Genomic DNA, 17,505 nt, shown 5'->3' with positions numbered 1-17,505 from the left:
ATTCTGAGAACGCATAACAACGGTGTAGCGATGCGGTGAGCGCATTGCTGCAATGCAGAAAGCGCCGTTTTCGCCATCGTTTCCAGATGTTATCTTTCCACAAAGCATATTTGCTGCGACGCAGAAAGGTACGACACATGGCTGTTCTTGATCAGGTTCCCGCGACGACGTCTTCATTCCTACCACGTATTGGCGCTGCCATTTGGGAGATGCTGATGAACGCCGCCGAAGCGCGGACGCGGAGTTCTGAAGTTGAGTATTACAGTGCGATGTCTGACGAAGAACTCGCTTCTTTGGGGCTTGAGCGCTCAGAGATTGCGCGTCACGTTTTCCGCGATATGTACATCCTGTAATAAAGACAAAATTTGCGCGTCTATGCGCGAGCAAATGCTTGACAGGGCACAGGCTTGGGGCCAAGCCTGCCACTCATGTTAGACCTGCGCCCTGTTGGATATGTGATCGGCCTTTTGGTCATGATGCTTGGGTTTGCAATGCTGCTGCCCTTGTTGGTCGATCTTGCCGAAGCGCGCGGGCATTGGCCCGCGTTCCTACAAAGCGCTTTGCTGACAGGGCTTGTAGGCGGCATGATTGCTCTGGCTTGCTCTAATGGGGTGAAGCAAGGGCTTACGATTCAACAGACCTTTCTTCTCACAACTGGCGTTTGGCTAACCTTGCCTGTTTTCGGAGCGCTGCCATTTGTGTTCGGCGCGACAGAGTTACGCTTTGTTGATGCGTTTTTCGAGGCAATGTCTGGCCTTACCACGACCGGCTCAACTGTCATCAGCGGGCTGGACACATTGCCCAAGGGTCTGCTGCTTTGGCGGGGCTTGATGCAATGGATCGGCGGCGTGGGTATCATTGTTGTGGCGATGGTATTTCTGCCCGAGCTACGCGTTGGCGGTATGCAAATATTCAGAGCCGAAGGCTTTGATACAATGGGGAAAATCTTGCCGCGCGCGACAACGATTGCCTCTCAAGTGTCCTATATCTACGTTGGCATAACGCTGCTCTGCGCAGTGAGTTATATGGTGTTAGGCATGAACGCATTTGATGCGAGCGTGCATTCCATGACGACGGTCGCTACGGGCGGATTCGCGAATTACGATGCATCTTTCGGTGCATTCTCAAATGGAACCGAATATATCGCATCCTTCTTTATGGTTCTCGCGGCGTTGCCATTTGTTCGCTATGTACAATTGTTGAACGGTAGCAAATCAGCGCTGTGGCATGATGCGCAAGTGCGAGGCTTTCTGATTACGATTGCGGTGTTGGTCTTGGTCTGCGCTGCGGTTCTCGCGCTCGCGCAAGATCGCGCGTTTGAGCCCGCTTTCCGCCAGTCGCTCTTTAACATCATCTCGATTGTGTCTGGAACGGGATATGCGAGCGCTGATTATATGATGTGGGGCTCGTTCCTTATCGCTTTGTTCTTTTTCGCAGGGTTGATTGGTGGCTGCGCTGGCTCGACTGCCTGCTCAATCAAGATCTTTCGGTATCAGTTACTGCTCGCGTCGATCAAAACGCAGGTTCGCCGCATTCATTCTCCAAACGGTATTTTTTCACCTCGATATGAAGGCCGTGCTGTAACAGAAGATGTGCTGAGCTCGGTTATGTCCTTCTTTGTATTCTTCATCGTGACAATGGGTTTGCTGGCGGTTGCTCTGAGTTTGACTGGGTTGGATTTGGTGACGGCTCTTTCCGGAGCGGCATCTGCTCTTGCTAACATTGGGCCTGGGCTTGGCGAGGAAATTGGACCAGCGGGAAATTATGGCGGGTTAAACGATACAGCGAAATGGTTGCTTGCCGTCGGGATGTTGATTGGGCGACTGGAATTGATGGCTGTTTATGCCATTCTAACTGTCGGATTTTGGAGAGCGTGACATGACGCAAAAGCCCCTAGGCGCACAGATTTCTCATATGCTCAAGGCCCGCGGGGTTGATGTAATTTTCGGCATTCCGGGGGTGCACAACATAGAAATGTATCGTGGCATCGAAGATGCCGGGATCACCCATGTTCTTGCGCGTCATGAACAAGGCGCGGGTTTTATGGCCGACGGTTATGCCCGCGCAACTGGCAAGCCGGGCGTGGCCTATGTGATTACAGGGCCGGGTCTTTGCAATGCGATGACCCCGCTTGGGCAAGCCTATTCTGATAGCGTGCCGGTGCTTGCGATTTCGTCTGGTTTGGATGAAACCTCAGCCAAACGCGGACAACTGCACCAGATGCTCGATCAGGCGGGCGCAGCGCGCACGGTGTGTGAATGGTCCGAAGAAGTACGCAATGCGGATGCAGCCTACGCGTTGATAGATCGCGCATTTGCCGAATTTGCATCAAAGCGTCCCAGATCAAAACACCTGCAAGTCCCAATCGCGTTGGGCGGCTCTTTGGCACAAGATGCTGCGTTGCCGTTGCCTGCACCAAAGCGGCCGCAGGCATCGCATGCGCAGCTTTCAGAAGCGGTTGCACTGATCCTTGCGGCCAAGAAGCCCATCTTTGTTTTTGGCGGCGGGGCTGTGTCTGGCAGCGAGGCCGTGGGTGATTTGATGCGCATGACTGGAGCCGCGAGCTTTACCACTTACGCAGGGCGGGGCGTTGTTCCGGAAAACACCGCATTGAATTTTGGCAGCACGTTGGCACGTGCAGAGACCGCAGAGATTTTTGCTCAGGCGGATTTGGTTTGTACGATCGGTAGCGAGTTGGCAGAGGTAGACCTTTGGCGCGACGCCTTGGGTCACACCTGTCCGATGGTGCGCGTAGACATCGACCCAAGCGTTCTTGCGCAAGGAAAAGCAGGTGATCTGCTTATCCATGGGGATGCGGGGGCGTTTTTGAAAGCGATGGCCATCGCGATCCCAGCGCGTGTCGATGATCGCGCGCCGTGTTGGGATGCCAGTGTTGTAGCGCAGGCGCGCGCGCGCTGGCGGGCTGAAACCGATGCGGAGCGTCCCGGTATTGTGCCGATTTGTGATGCGCTTCGCGCCGCTCTGCCCAAAGATACGATGATCTATTCTGACATGACCCAATTTGCGTATGTTGCCAAAGAGGTTTGGGACATGCCGAAACCCGCGCATTGGCATCATCCTTTTGGTTTTGGCACGCTCGGGTATGCGCTGCCTGCCGCAATTGGTGGCAAGATTGGCCTAGGCGATCAACCTGTCATCGCTATCGCTGGCGATTATGGGTTTCAGTACACCCTACAAGAACTCGGGGTCGCTGTTGAGTTAGAGCTTAGCTTGCCGATTATCCTTTGGGACAATGGCAAGTTGAAAGAGATCGAGGAGTCGATGGTGCGAAGCCAGATTGCGCCCAACGCGGTCGTCGCGCGCAACCCCGATTTTTGCAAATTGATCGAGGCCTATGGCGGTGCGAGCGCTAGGCCAAGGTCACTTGAGGCCCTCGCGAAAGACATAGAAAAAGCGCTGGCCCACAATGGGCCAACGCTTATTCACATCACACCAGATATTCTGGATCGCTAGGACTATTCCCAGCAGCTGATCAAGACGGTCATGTCTGCCGCGACATTCACCAGATCAACGGCAGAAAGTGCGGCTGTTGCTGTTGCAGGTGTCGCTGAAATGCCTGCGCCGCTAAGCAACTTGGCGATGACCTCATTGGTTAGGGAGAACCCGACGCCTTCGGGCAGAGTGCGCCCTTTCATATCTTTAGGCGCAAGCATGCCAATCACAGCGCCTGCCGTGTTCAAAACAGGCCCGCCAATGTCACCGGACATTGCGTTCAGCTCTAGGCGATTGATTGCAGTCTCACCGCCCAAACCACGTAAGTCGGCAAGCATACCATAGGTGAGTGTCGGTGCGTTCAGGGCCCCTTCAAACGGATAGCCCGCAACAGCGATTTCGCTCTTTAGCCTCGGTGATCCGTCATGGAAGGTCGCGATGCCTGATGGCGATAAGGATTCTTCCGGGTTGAGCAGGGCAAGTCCATTGGCCTCGTCCATGGCCACAACTTTCGCGTCGTAATCGCCATCTATTGTGATGCGGGAACACGATTGCACAGCCTCCAATGTGGTCAAGGCGGTACCTTTTGTGGTCACATAGAATCCAGAGCGCGATAGTTTTGGTGTCCGAATTTTCAGACCAGAAACAAGATCAATGCTCTGGAGTTCGTCCATTCCAGCTGTTGGATCAAGAACGCCGTCCAGCCGCGTAAAGCTGGCTTGCATTTCACCTAAAAGACGGGTGCGTCGCTCTTCATCGCCTGTGGGCCAGATAAGGGTGAACCCTTTGACATGCCCGTCCTTTAAGCTGACCTCGGTTTGCGAGATAAACTCATCGTTTTCACCAATCAGGGAAAAGCTGTTTTTGTTGCGCGAACGCGCGCCGTCAAGCGGAACAATCTCGAGCGTTTGCAAAATGTCATAGAGGCCAAACAATGTGTTTTGATCGCCAGCTTGGCTGATCAAGATAACCTTCGCACCTTTTGCAAAACCAGTGCCTTCAAAGTGAGAGAAGGGCGATTCATAACGGTCAAATTTAACAGCGCCAATTGGGAGAACCATTTCGATCCCCGCTTCGCTATCTTCGACGACCTGCAAATCAAGGCCTTCAAGAACTGCGGTGAACTGTTTGTATAGCTCTGCGCGCTGCAGCGTTGTTAAAATACCCGTTTTTTCATAGCCATTCGCGTCTTGCCAAGCGGCCATTGAACCACGGGTTCCACGACCAAAGGATCCGTCAATGGCAGCGTTGTAAAAACCCGCCCATTGCAGCATCGATTGCAGATCTTTCTTTTCGTCGCGGCTTAATGCAGCTTCACTTGCGCGGGCTTGTCGGGGTGTTTCGTCTGCGACTTCTGGCTCAGGTTCGGGCTCGGGAGCGACTTCGACAACTTCGCTTTGCTCAGATGGAAGGGCAGGTGCCAAAGGCGTAACATTCAGAAGGTTTGCGCCAACGGGCCAAAACTGCTGACGAAATGCGGCTGAAAACGCGATAAAACTATCGCGCGGGATGCGGCCTTCGTTGCGGTATCCACGTAGCACAGTTTCAGCATCCTCTGGCGAGTAAGGGCCAAGTGCGACTGCGTACCATCCGCCGCCCAAGGAAAACCCATTTACGTCTGGCAAGGCCGCCGCATAGGAGCGGGCGCGCTCTTCGGCAGCTGTCAAGCTTGGTTGGGCTTCGATCTGGACCCAAGCCGCATCTTGCGCGACCGCTGGACGCAAGAAAGTAAAAGAAATCAGAATGAAGGACAGGATTATGCGTACCATGAAAAATGCCTCAATAATCGAACTGCTGAACATGTAGTTGTTGCTTGCACTGAGCTTACCCAACGAATTGGCACAGATTGCGAGCGGTTTTCGGCAATTTTTAGGCATTAGTCCACAGCATTTGCGCAACATTTCTGTGATTTGCGCGATATGTTGATTGATTGACCCCCGCCAGCGCAGCGGCTAATCAGGCGCAAAGGCACGCGCGGCGTGCGATCCATTTGGTGGCATGTGTGATGAGCTTAGAAAAACCTAAATCATTTCAAGAGATTATCCTGCGATTGCAGGCATATTGGGCTGCGCGCGGCTGCGCGATGATGCAGCCCTATGATATGGAGGTGGGCGCAGGCACCTTCCATCCGGCAACGACATTGCGTTCCCTTGGCTCCAAGCCATGGGCCGCAGCTTATGTTCAACCCTCGCGTCGCCCAACGGATGGGCGCTATGGCGAGAATCCGAACCGTTTGCAGCATTATTACCAGTATCAAGTGCTGATCAAACCCAGCCCGCCCGATCTTCAGGCGCTCTACCTTGGCTCGCTTGAGGCAATCGGCATCGACATGGAAATGCACGATATCCGCTTTGTGGAAGATGACTGGGAAAGCCCAACGCTGGGTGCTTGGGGGCTTGGCTGGGAAGTCTGGTGTGACGGTATGGAAGTCAGCCAATTCACCTATTTCCAACAGGTGGGCGGGCATGATTGCACGCCTGTGTCTGGTGAACTGACTTATGGTCTGGAACGTCTCGCGATGTATATCCTAAACTGCGATCACGTCATGGACATGCCCTACAATGATCCGCAGTCACCGATCCCGCTGACTTATGGCGATGTTTTCAAGCAGACCGAAGAAGAATTCGCGCGCTGGAACTTTGATGTTGCCAACACAGAGGTTTTGCTGCGCCATTTTGAAGAGGCGGAAGCAGAATGCGCCAGCATTCTTGCGCAAGAGCATGACGATCCAAAGACGGGGAAACGCATCATCATGGCGCATCCTGCTTATGATCAATGCATTAAAGCCAGCCACATCTTTAACTTGCTTGACGCGCGCGGAGTAATTTCTGTGACCGAGCGTCAGGCTTATATTGGACGCGTGCGTGCGTTGGCCAAAGCTTGCGCTGACGCCTTTGTGTTGACCGAAGCCGGCGGTTACGTTCAATGAAGATGGGGCAATTCCTAGCGGGGTTTACTGTGTTTGCTGCATTGGCTGCTGGCGGGGCTATGTATTATTTACAGGTCTACGCCTTTTACGACGAGATCACGCCGAGCGGCGATGATGTGCAATTGGTGTCTCTCGTGTCGGGAGAACCCGAACCGATCCTGTTCGACGACTTCCGAGCCATCGACGCGGACAGCTCGCCGATCCGCTATCGCGCGTGCTTTACGACTCCGATGAGCCACGCCTTGCTCAGCGAAACCTATGAAGCTGTTGAAAAAGCAGAGCCGCGCAACGCGCCGGTTTGGTTTGATTGCTTTGATGCAGAGGCTTTGGGCGCGGAGCTGATCGAGGGCACGGCGCTTACGTTTTTGAGCCATAAAAATATCGCCTATGGCGTGGATCGCGTCGTTGCGATCACCGAAGATGGACGCGGGTATGCGTGGCACGAACTGAATGAATGCGGAGCGAAGGCCTATGATGGCTCGCCCGTTGGCGAGGCTTGCCCGCCACGTGAAGAATTTGAAGGACAAAACTGATGCCTGATCTGCTGATCGAGTTGTTTTCCGAAGAAATCCCTGCGCGCATGCAGGGCAAAGCTGCGGATGATCTGAAAAAGCTGATCACCAATGGAATGGTCGAAGCTGGTCTGACCTACGGCTCGGCGGCTGCCTTTTCAACGCCGCGCCGGTTGTGCCTAACCGTTGATGGTGTGTTGGCTGAAAGTCCAAATGTTAGCGAAGAGCGCAAAGGCCCGAAAGTTGGAGCCCCTGACAAAGCGATTGAAGGGTTTCTGCGCGGCGCTGGCCTGACCCGCGATCAATTGGAAGAGCGCGACACGCCAAAGGGTGCGGTATATTTTGCTACGATTGAAAAAGCGGGGCGCCCTGCGGCGGACATCATTGCCGAGGTTCTCGAGGGTGCGATCCGTAATTTCCCTTGGCCAAAGGCAATGCGCTGGGGCGCGGGGTCTTTGCGGTGGGTGCGTCCGCTCCATTCGATCATTTGCCTTTTAAGTGACGAGGCTGGCAGCGAAGTTGTGCCGTTGGATGTGGACGGCATCAAAGCTGGAAACACGACATTTGGGCATCGTTTCATGGCTGCTAAACAGCTAACGGTAAGCGGCTTTGAGGATTATGAAGCCCAGCTAAAGCGGTCTTTCGTCGTTCTGAGCGCCGCTGAACGCGCAGATGCGATTTGGCAGGACGCGACGAACCAAGCCTTTGCCAATGGCCTCGAAGTGGTCGAAGATGCAGGACTGCTGCGCGAGGTCGCGGGGCTTGTTGAATGGCCCGTCGTCTTGATGGGAGAGATCGCAGAGGATTTCCTTGGTCTACCGCCTGAGGTGCTGCAAACCTCGATGAAAGAACATCAGAAGTTTTTCTCGGTCAAGAACCCGAAAACGGGCCGCATTGAACGCTTTATCACCGTGGCAAATCGCGAAACTTCCGACAACGGCGCGACGATCCTTGCGGGGAACCAAAAGGTTTTGTTTGCGCGTTTGTCGGATGCAAAGTTCTTCTGGGAAAACGATCTGCGCGTTGCAAAGGCCGATATGGCTTCTTGGACGGATGCGCTCTCAAATGTGACGTTCCACAACAAGTTGGGCACACAATCCGAACGCATCGAACGCATCGCTGCCTTGGCGCGTGAACTTGCCCCTGTCGTTGGCGCGGATGCGGATGAAGCAGAACGCGCAGCCAAGTTGGCAAAAGCGGACCTGTCTTCAGAAATGGTCTATGAATTCCCTGAACTTCAGGGCTTGATGGGGCGTTATTACGCTGAGGCGGCTGGCGAAAGCGCAGCGGTGGCCGCTACCGCTGAAGAGCATTATGCGCCTCTTGGCCCGTCCGATGATGTGCCGACCGCGCCTGTTTCGGTGGCCGTGTCCTTGGCAGATAAGATTGATACGCTGACCGGCTTCTGGGCGATTGACGAAAAGCCGACAGGATCGAAAGATCCGTTTGCGCTGCGGCGCGCCGCGCTCGGTGTTATTCGTTTGGTTTTGGAGAACAGCGTTTCAATGCGCCTTGATCGTTTTGTTGACGCGCAACTTGTGCGCAACAAAGGTCAGGCGACGACAAATGTCGAACAAAGCGAATTGAATGATCTGCTGCAAGAAATTGCGGAGCATGGTGTGTTTGGCGCAGCGTTCAGGGCCGTTAAAGACGCGCTGGACGGAGATGGTAGCGATGGTTTGAACGAGATCGGTGCACAAGTTCCTGATAAATCCGTAAACTTGCTATCCTTCTTCCACGACCGCCTCAAAGTTTATCTGCGCGATCAGGGCATCCGGCACGACGTGATCGACGCCTGCATCGCGATGGAAGGCAATGACGACATAGCATTGTTGGTGAAACGTGCTATCGCGCTTGAGGCGTTTATGAAGACCGAGGACGGCACCAATCTGCTCCAAGGCTTCAAACGCGCAAATAACATTCTGTCCAAAGAAGAAGAAAAAGACGGTGTTGAATATTCCTATGGCGGGGATGTGAAATTTGCTGAAACGGACGAAGAACGCGCTTTGTTTGCGGCGCTAGAGGCAGAAACGCCAAAGATTGAAGCGGCTTTGAATGTTGAGGATTTCGCAGCGGCAATGACGGGCATGGCTGCACTTCGCGCACCGATTGATGCGTTTTTTGAGGCAGTTCAGGTCAACAGCGACAATCAAACGGTGCGACGCAATCGTTTGAACCTGCTGAGCGATATTCGTAAACTTGTGGGGTCTGTCGCAGATTTGACCCGCGTTGAAGGGTAGCTAGACGCGATCCTCAATTCACGCGCCCTTTTTGGCTCGTTTTAACGTAAGATGAAGGGCGCGCTTGCGCCCTTCGAATTCGCCCCTATGCTGCAGGCAACCCGAAAGGATGCCGCAGTGCAGAATGATCCTAATGTCACATTGATAACACCCGAAGCGCCGGTAGCGGTGCAGACGCACGGTGGGCGCACAAAGTGTTTGCAGCGTTTGGTTCGGCTTGATCTGCCTGTGCCGCGCACGGTTGGACTGTCTTTTGACGCTGTTCACAATATTGCACGCGGGGAAATGCCTGATTTGGGTATGTTGCTCTCGCCTTTTGACGCTGGTGAATTGCTGTGCGTGCGTCCCTCATCCGAAGATCCAGACTGGGGCGGCCCCGGCGCGATCCTGAATATCGGCATGAATGACGCGCGGTATGTGGATTTGTCGGAACGCTTGGGCGAAGAGGCGGCCGCGTCGCTCTACGCGCGATTTGTGCACTCTTACGCGGTTCTTGTCGCGCGGCTTGATCCAGATGTTTTTGATGAAATCGGAATGGAAGGGAAGGCGTCACTGTCCGCGGCGCTGCACGCGTTTGAGGATGAAACCGATGAGCCGTTCCCCCAAGATCCGGCAGTGCAGTTGGCCGAGGTTCTACGCTCGATGGCGCGCGCTTGGGAAGGTACCTCTGCGCGTTTGCTGCGACAAGCGAAGGGCGCGCCTGCGGATGCAGGGCTTGGGCTGGTTGTGCAATCTATGGCGCTTGGGTTTGGCACTGGCGAGTGTGGCTCTGGGGTTATTCAGCTTGTTGATGGGCAAACAGGCCTGTTGCAATTAACGGGGCGATATCTGAGCCAAAGCCAAGGGCGAGACGCCTTGGAAGGGCGGGCGGAAGCATTGTTCCTCGAGCGCGATCCCCGTGGACCGTCGTTGGAAGAATTGGCCCCGACTGCGTTCAAAGACCTGATCAGATATGCTGGATTGATGCGTACAAAACTGCGCGAAGAAATGCAGGCCGAGTTTGTTATCGAAGACGGGCGTGTGCATCTTCTTGACGGCGTGCGGGTGTCGCGCAATTCGCGCGCGGCTGTGCGTATTGCTGTGCGTTTGGCAGAAGATAAGATTATCACGCAGCAAGAGGCTTTGATGCGTGTGCCGCCCGTGGCGCTGAATGAATTGCTACACAAGCAGGTTGATCGCGATTTTGCCCACGATGTCGTCGGTCGCGGCGTTGCGGCGAGCCCGGGCGCTGCGACGGGAAAGATCGTCTTTTCTGCGGCAGATGCACAAGCCAGCGCAGCGCGCGGTGAGGCTTGTGTTTTGGTGCGGCGTGAAACTTCGCCCGAAGATATTCGCGGCATGCATGCGGCCAGCGCTGTTTTAACCGAGCGGGGCGGAATGACGTCGCACGCCGCTGTGATCGGTCGGGGCATCGGCTTGCCTTGCGTTGTTGGCGCGAACGAGATGCGCTTTCAAATGCGCAAAAAACTGCTGACCGGGCCAGGGGGACGGGTGTTCAAAGAAGGCGATGTCATCACCGTTGATGGCACGCACGGTGAAATTTTAGCAGGCGATGTCGCGATGCTAGAGGCGACGCTGGATGATGCGTTTCAAACTTTGCTCACCTGGGCCGACGAAGAACGGGATATCAGCATTCGTGCGAATGCGGATACCCCTGCGGATGCGCGGCTGGCCAAGTCGTTTCAGGCTCAAGGCATTGGTCTTTGTCGAACGGAACACATGTTCTTTGATGATGATCGCTTAACGGTTATGCGAGAGATGATTTTCGCGGACAACAGCGAGGATCGGCGCGCCGCGCTCGAACGTTTGTTGCCTGTTCAACGCGCGGATTTTACCGAACTGTTTCAAACGATGGCCGGTCTGCCCGTTTGCATTCGTTTACTTGACCCACCTCTGCACGAGTTTTTACCGTCCGATCATGCAGGACACCGCGCATTGGCCGAGGCATTAGATTTGCCACTTTCGCAGGTGACGCGCCGCGTTGATGCAATGGGGGAATACAATCCGATGCTGGGAATGCGCGGGGTTCGCCTTGGGATTACCGTGCCAGAAATCTATGACATGCAGGCGCGCGCGATTTTCGAGGCGGCGATTACTGCAGGAAAAAGTGGCGCGTCGGTTGTGCCAGAGATCATGATCCCATTGGTTTCAGCCAAACGCGAAGTCGAATTGGTCAAGATGCGCATTGATCTTGTCGCTGCTGCCGTACGTTCGGAAACCGGCGCTGAGTTTGACTACAAGCTCGGCGTTATGGTGGAAACGCCGCGTGCTGCGCTTCGGGCGGAAGAGATTGCGCAAGAAGCGACATTCCTCAGCTTTGGCACCAACGATTTGACACAGATGACCTATGGCTTGTCGCGCGATGATGCTGGGCGCTTTATGTCTGACTATGTCCGTCAGGGCGTGTTCAGCGAAGATCCGTTTCACACGCTAGATGTGGACGGGGTTGGCGAGCTGCTTATCTTGGGCGCGAAACGAGGGCGGGCGGTGCGAGCTGATCTTGTGCTGTCTATGTGTGGCGAGCATGGCGGCAATCCCGAATCGATTGCCTTCTGTCGCGCGGCGGGATTCGACTATGTGTCTTGCTCTCCCTTCCGCGTTCCGGTTGCGCGTTTAGCCGCAGCCCAACTGGCGATATTCGACAAGCTAGGGTAGAACGCGAAGATAACGCCACAAAATGTTGAAAAAGCGCTAGGTTTTCGCGTTGTTACATTTGCAGCAACAGATCGTTGATTTGCGGCGGGGTGGATTTTTACGCATTTAGTGGTATCAAGCGCGAGATTTGAACAATGCTTGTGATTGATAATGCGCGCTTTCGTTTTGACATTTTTCGCCATGACAATGGCCTTGCCTGCCTCCGCGGATGCGGTTTTGGGTGAGTTGTCAACGATGATCCGCAAAGAAGAAGCGGTCTTGTCCAAACTGTCGACTGCCCGTGTCGATGCGTTGTTTCGCAGAGTAAGCTCCGGGCACGCTGGAGAAATCGAATATACGCGTAGCTTTCTAGACGGACTTCCCGCCGCCACGGGCGGAAAGCATCTGACGTGCTTGTCTGAAGCGCTTTATTTTGAAGCACGCGGCGAAACGGTCAAAGGTCAATTCGCTGTCGCCGAAGTCATCATGAACCGCGTTGCGAGCAAACGGTATCCTGACAATGTGTGCGCCGTTATCAATCAAGGAACAGGACGCAAATTTGCCTGCCAGTTCACCTACACCTGTGACGGGCGCAAAGAGGTTATCAATGAGAAGGCGGCCTACGTGCGATTGCGCAAGATTGCCAAGTTGATGCTGACGGATATGCCAAAGCCGCTGACCAAAGGGGCGACGCATTACCATACCAAAGCCGTTAGCCCTAAGTGGAGCCGTGTTTTCCCGCGCACAGCCACGATTGGCGTGCATCATTTCTACCGAGAGCCCACGCGTCTGAGTAAGAAATAGACACTCCCCTTGAATGCGCTGTTTGCCTGCGCCAAAACCAAACGGCGAAAAGGTCTTTGTTAGATCTTGTTGATATGCGGAGCGCCTTTCTTGAGCAGTGAAATTTCTCTCGCCTTTGCGCATCCTGAAGAGCGATCTTTAGCGAGCGCCACTGATCCTATGCTGGATCGTATTTCACTGCGTGATCATATTGTTTCAGTAGAAATAGGTGCGTTTCAGCTAGAACGTGAGATCACGCAACGGTTGAAATTTAACATCGTCGTTGAAGTGCGCCAGATTAGTGAAGATCTGCGTGATGATGTTGATTTGATCTTATCCTATGATCGCGTGACAGAAGCGATTGACATTGAGCTTGCAGCGGAGCGGTTGAATCTGCTTGAGACCTTGGCCGAACGGATTGCCGATCGCATCTTGATCGAGCCGCAAGCTGAGCGGGTGTTCATTCGAATTGAAAAGCTCGATCGTGGGGGCGGGGCGCTTGGCGTTGAAATCATGCGCGCGGCGCAGGAGGTCGAGCAAGCGCCCGATAGCGACATCGCGAGCGCACCCAACTGTGTTTTCCTTAGCGATGAAGCTGCAAAGTCTGAGTATCTGTCTAGCTGGCTTGAACAGTTAACCGCACAGGGTGCCCCCCTTGTTCTATGTGTTTCTGCAAAATCTGATGGAGCTGCGGTGTCATGTGAAACTATGGCGGAGCGCCGAATTGCATTGCTCGCTATCGAGCAGGCAGCATGGGCATTAGCCGCGCGCCAGCCATCCTGCGCTGTTGTTGGCACACGAACCGAGCTCGATTGGTCGATGAAAAATGGCCAAACCTGCGTGTGGGCACCATCCAAACTTGTGCTTGATGGGGTTGGTGGCCCATTGGATCGCATCGGCGATGCTGTTTTGCTCTCGGAGTGGCTGGCTTTTGAGCTGGGTGCGCGAGCTTTATGGGTAATCGGATCTGAGGCACCTAGAGATGCCCGAATGCCCGTTCACGCCATTCGTCTTGAGCAAGAGAACCTTTGATGGTTTTCCTGAAAATATGTTTCGTTGATTGGATAGAATGATGACTGACTATTTCCGTCCATTGGCACAAACTGGCGATGCCCGTCCTGATGAGGCGCTTGGCATCGCTGGCACGGATTGCTGGTTTACCCATGTTGAGCATCTCGCGCGTGGTCAATCCGCGCGTATTTTGTCGCTCGATGATACTCCAGAAGACTGGCGCAAGATTGTTTGCGGTGCTCGCAAGCCCATCGAAGGTCTTCGCTTCGATCAGCCTGTTATCATGGGTATTCTCAATGTGACGCCTGATAGTTTTTCCGATGGGGGGCAGCACTCTAGCCCGGCCAACGCGCTTCGGGTCGCGAACGAAATGGTGGCAGCGGGCGCAGATCTTTTGGACATTGGCGGCGAAAGCACACGTCCCGGCGCGCTCGAAGTTCCCTTTGAAGCCGAGATCGCGCGTACGGTGCCTGTGATCGAAGCGATCAGACGAAAGTTAAGTATCCCTCTGTCCATCGATACGCGCAAAGCGCGGGTTGCCCATGCGGCCTTGGAAGCTGGGGCAAATTTCATCAATGATGTGTCTGGATTTGAATTTGATCCCGATCTTGGACCGTTTTGTGCAACGACCTCTGCGCCGGTTTGTTTGATGCACGCGCAAGGGCTACCCGAAACAATGCAGCTCGCGCCGCACTATGAAGATGTTTTGCTCGACGTTTATGACTTTCTTGCACGGCAAATAGATTTGGCCGTTGGATTTGGTGTTCGACGCGAGCAGATCATAGTGGATCCGGGGCTAGGGTTTGGAAAGACGCAAGCACACAATCTGGCGCTTATTCGCGGACTATCGCTGTTTCATGGGCTGGGTTGCCCGATTTTACTTGGCGCGTCGCGCAAAGGATTTATCCGAGATATCGGGCAGGCACCAAAGGCCGCAGATCGCGCGCCTGGTTCTGTTGCAGTTGCCCTTGCGGCGGTGGCACAAGGCGTGCAAATTGTGCGCGTGCATGACGTTGCAGAAACAAGACAAGCGCTCGCACTTTGGCAGGCATCAACGACTGGAGTTGGATCATGAGCAGGAAATTATTCGGCACTGATGGTGTGCGAGGCACAGCGAATTCCTATCCGATGACCGCAGAAATGGCGCTTCGAATTGGAGCCGCTGCTGGCGTATATTTCAAACGCAACAAAGCCAATGTCCACCGCGTGGTGATTGGCAAGGATACGCGCCGCTCTGGTTATATGCTTGAGAGCGCTTTGACTGCGGGTCTGACCTCTACGGGGATGAGTGTTTTCCTTATGGGGCCTGTGCCAACACCTGCAATTGGAATGCTTACACCATCAATGCGCGCGGACCTCGGGGTGATGATCTCGGCGAGCCACAATCCGCATCATGACAATGGTATCAAGTTTTTCGGCCCGGACGGATTTAAACTTTCTGATGAAGCGGAAATGGAAATAGAAGCATTGGTCGAGAGCGGGGTCGATCTTGCGGAGCCGACAAAAATTGGCCGCACGCGCCACATCTATGATGGCCGCTATCGCTATAACGAACGGGTAAAAGCCGCCTTTCCCAGCAATCTGTCTCTGGACGGTATGAAGGTTGTAATTGATTGCGCCAATGGTGCCGCTTATCGCGCTGCCCCAGAGGTTCTGTGGGAGCTTGGCGCGGAAGTGATACCCGTTGGCGTGTCGCCTAACGGGTATAATATTAACGAGAATTGCGGTTCCACCCAGCCGACGACAGCCTCCGAAACGGTAATCGCCCATGGGGCGGACGTGGGGATTTGCCTTGACGGGGATGCGGATCGTTGCATCATTTTGGACGAGCACGGAAATGTCGCTGATGGCGATCAATTCATGGGAATGATTGCAGGGCGCTGGGCCGAGGAAGGCCGCCTTAAGGGCGGTACTTTGGTGGCGACGGTGATGTCTAACCTTGGTTTGGAGCGGCACTTGGACAGTAAGGGTTTGAACCTTGCGCGCACAGGCGTTGGCGATCGCTATGTGGTTGAGGAAATGCGCAAAAACGGGTTCAACCTTGGTGGTGAGCAGTCTGGCCATATCGTGATGACCGACTACGCGACCACAGGCGACGGTTTGATGGCGGGTTTGCAGTTCTTGGGGGAAATGGCCCGCACTGGGCACAAAGCCTCTGAGCTGATGAACGTATTTGAACCTGTTCCGCAGATGCTCAAGAACGTGCGTTATTCGCTTGGCCAAGCCCCGCTAGAGGTCGAAAGCGTCCAGTCCGTGATCGCTGGCGCTGAAAAGGAATTGATCGGTAAGGGCCGCTTGCTGATCCGCAAGTCTGGGACCGAGCCCTTGATCCGCGTTATGGCGGAATGCGAAGATCCGGCCTTGCTTGAAAACGTCGTTGATCGCATCGTGGACGAGGTTGCACGCGCGACGGCATCATAGGCCTGTCTTTCAATCAGAAATTGTTTTAGCGTTTTGCCAAAAGCTTTTTCAGGAAAGGAATTGGTATGACACGTTTTCTTTTGGCGGGTGCTTTTGCACTGATCGCGGGCGGCGCAAGCGCTGATATTTCGGTTTCACTTGGCTCGCCCTGGGACGGGAAATCTGTCCCGAAGGGGCAGCAATGCACTTTGTTTGGCGGCAAAGGCAGTACACCTCCGATGCAGGTTTCAGGCGTTCCCGCTGGCGCGGCTTGGATCATCGCAGAATTCAATGACAAGAGCTATCAACCCCTGTCACGCAATGGCGGACATGGCATAATCGCTTGGCCAGCCAAAGCAGGCACGACGACGTTGAAGTCGGTGCCTGGCTTGTCTGCGAAACTGCCACATGGGGCGCAGGTTATGAAAGCGGCTCGAGGAACAGGAAGATATAAGTCGGCAGGATATTTGCCACCATGTTCTGGTGGGCGCGGAAATACCTATAGCGTCGACATAAAGGTTGTGAATTCCGCTGGTAAAGTGATTGCGACTGAAAAGAACATCAAAATTGGTCGGTACTAGCGGCGCAACGCGGCCATGATCTGGCGGCTTTGGCTGATGAATATACCTAGCAAAACAAGAGCTAACGCCGCAAAAAGCTGTGGCGGAAGCTCTTCACCAAGCAATGTTATGCCAAAGATGACAGACCAGATCGGCACCATGTAGCTGGTGATATTCATAAACAGCGAACCTGCGGTGGTGATCACCCGCACGCGGATGATCGCGCCGAGCGCGGTTGGAAAGAGCGCTGCGTAAAGCAGGGAAAGGCTGGGGCGCAATGTAAATGTTTCAGGCAAATCTTCGGTCAAGAGTGCAAATGGCACAACAATGAGTGCCGCCATGCTCATCGTGCCAGCGGCCAAGGCAAGCGGAGGCATTTTCGGGGCTCGGCGTGTGAGGACTGAGCCTATCGCATATCCACATGCGCACCCGATGCAGGCAAGGCGCCCCCATAAGGCAAGATCGCTGCCAGTTTGGGCGAAGGCCCCTTTGCCCACGAGCATGGCCAAGCCGACAAATCCGATTCCCATGCCGATGATGCGGCGCGGGCCGATCCCTTCTTCTGGTGAAAAGACATAAACAAGCGGCAGCACTAGGATTGGCACCGTTGTCATTGCAACTCCGGCGAATGCCGAGGGCACATGCTGCTGGCCCCATGACAAAAGCGATAGCGGCAGAGCCAGTGCAATCGTGCCGATGACGCAAACAAAAATGACGCCGCGCTTACCTGCTTCTTTTGAGATGCGGGTGATCGGTTGTCCCATTGCTGTGGCCAAAACATTCAACACGAGCGCAGCAATGGCAATCCGACCCGCAGCGACCACGCGAGGTCCAATCCCTTCCAGCGCGATAGCGGTGCTGAGAAAGGCTGTGCCCCATACGATTCCAAGGAACATGATCAAGAGCCAGTTTATTAGGCCGGGATTTTCTGGAGAAGGTGATGGGCGCATGCCTAAATGGAATGACCCCAGCCGAGGCCAAGG

The 17,505-nt window shown here is 54.5% G+C and carries 14 protein-coding genes; 12 read left to right on the top strand and 2 right to left on the bottom strand.

Annotated features, from left to right (window positions below; genetic code table 11):
* The first annotated feature begins 137 nt into the window (after positions 1-137).
* From ACRBCU_RS09485 to ACRBCU_RS09475, 3 genes are all read left to right on the top strand, one after another.
* Positions 138-353 (top strand): DUF1127 domain-containing protein, encoded by a 216-nt coding sequence (locus ACRBCU_RS09485; RefSeq protein ID WP_431365142.1) that lies wholly within the window; start codon positions 138-140, stop codon positions 351-353.
* Between the two features lie 75 nt (positions 354-428).
* Complete coding sequence (locus ACRBCU_RS09480; RefSeq protein WP_431365141.1) at positions 429-1,877, top strand: TrkH family potassium uptake protein; 1,449 nt, start codon at positions 429-431, stop codon at positions 1,875-1,877.
* Between the two features lies 1 nt (position 1,878).
* Complete coding sequence (locus tag ACRBCU_RS09475) at positions 1,879-3,474, top strand: thiamine pyrophosphate-binding protein (protein ID WP_431365140.1); 1,596 nt, start codon at positions 1,879-1,881, stop codon at positions 3,472-3,474.
* Positions 3,475-3,476: 2 nt separating this feature from the next.
* Here ACRBCU_RS09475 and ACRBCU_RS09470 read toward each other — a convergent pair whose 3' ends face one another.
* Positions 3,477-5,222: a trypsin-like peptidase domain-containing protein gene (locus ACRBCU_RS09470; protein WP_431365139.1), complete on the bottom strand. Its 1,746-nt coding sequence runs from the start codon at positions 5,220-5,222 to the stop codon at positions 3,477-3,479.
* A gap of 236 nt (positions 5,223-5,458) precedes the next feature.
* Between ACRBCU_RS09470 and ACRBCU_RS09465 the strand changes: the two genes are divergently transcribed.
* From ACRBCU_RS09465 to ACRBCU_RS09425, 9 genes are all read left to right on the top strand, one after another.
* On the top strand, positions 5,459-6,382 hold the full coding sequence (locus tag ACRBCU_RS09465) for a glycine--tRNA ligase subunit alpha (protein ID WP_431365138.1): 924 nt from the start codon (positions 5,459-5,461) through the stop codon (positions 6,380-6,382).
* Between the two features lie 2 nt (positions 6,383-6,384).
* Positions 6,385-6,915, top strand: coding sequence for a DUF6446 family protein (locus tag ACRBCU_RS09460; RefSeq protein WP_431365253.1), 531 nt, complete (start codon positions 6,385-6,387; stop codon positions 6,913-6,915).
* Complete coding sequence (glyS, locus tag ACRBCU_RS09455) at positions 6,915-9,134, top strand: glycine--tRNA ligase subunit beta (RefSeq protein WP_431365137.1); 2,220 nt, start codon at positions 6,915-6,917, stop codon at positions 9,132-9,134. Before ACRBCU_RS09460 ends, glyS begins: the two co-directional genes overlap by 1 nt.
* Before the next feature lie 87 nt (positions 9,135-9,221).
* Positions 9,222-11,789, top strand: coding sequence for a putative PEP-binding protein (locus ACRBCU_RS09450; RefSeq protein WP_431365136.1), 2,568 nt, complete (start codon positions 9,222-9,224; stop codon positions 11,787-11,789).
* A gap of 150 nt (positions 11,790-11,939) precedes the next feature.
* On the top strand, positions 11,940-12,572 hold the full coding sequence (locus ACRBCU_RS09445; RefSeq protein WP_431365135.1) for a cell wall hydrolase: 633 nt from the start codon (positions 11,940-11,942) through the stop codon (positions 12,570-12,572).
* A gap of 90 nt (positions 12,573-12,662) precedes the next feature.
* Positions 12,663-13,583, top strand: coding sequence for a dihydroneopterin aldolase (locus tag ACRBCU_RS09440; RefSeq protein WP_431365134.1), 921 nt, complete (start codon positions 12,663-12,665; stop codon positions 13,581-13,583).
* A gap of 40 nt (positions 13,584-13,623) precedes the next feature.
* Positions 13,624-14,637, top strand: a complete 1,014-nt coding sequence (gene folP, locus ACRBCU_RS09435; protein WP_431365133.1) for a dihydropteroate synthase — start codon at positions 13,624-13,626, stop codon at positions 14,635-14,637.
* A complete protein-coding gene (glmM, locus tag ACRBCU_RS09430; protein ID WP_431365132.1) occupies positions 14,634-15,983 on the top strand; it encodes a phosphoglucosamine mutase in 1,350 nt (449 codons plus the stop codon). The genes folP and glmM overlap by 4 nt, the downstream gene beginning before the upstream one ends.
* Before the next feature lie 65 nt (positions 15,984-16,048).
* On the top strand, positions 16,049-16,543 hold the full coding sequence (locus tag ACRBCU_RS09425) for a hypothetical protein (RefSeq protein ID WP_431365131.1): 495 nt from the start codon (positions 16,049-16,051) through the stop codon (positions 16,541-16,543).
* Here the strand turns inward: ACRBCU_RS09425 and ACRBCU_RS09420 are convergent.
* Positions 16,540-17,418: a DMT family transporter gene (locus tag ACRBCU_RS09420; RefSeq protein WP_431365130.1), complete on the bottom strand. Its 879-nt coding sequence runs from the start codon at positions 17,416-17,418 to the stop codon at positions 16,540-16,542. The genes ACRBCU_RS09425 and ACRBCU_RS09420 overlap by 4 nt on opposite strands.
* Positions 17,419-17,505 lie beyond the last annotated feature (87 nt).

The sequence above is a fragment of the Planktotalea sp. genome, from assembly GCF_050633725.1.
Classification (GTDB): Bacteria; Pseudomonadota; Alphaproteobacteria; order Rhodobacterales; family Rhodobacteraceae; genus Planktotalea.
The sequence above is the reverse complement of the archived record's forward strand: the minus strand, read 5'-3'. Positions and strand labels throughout refer to the sequence as shown.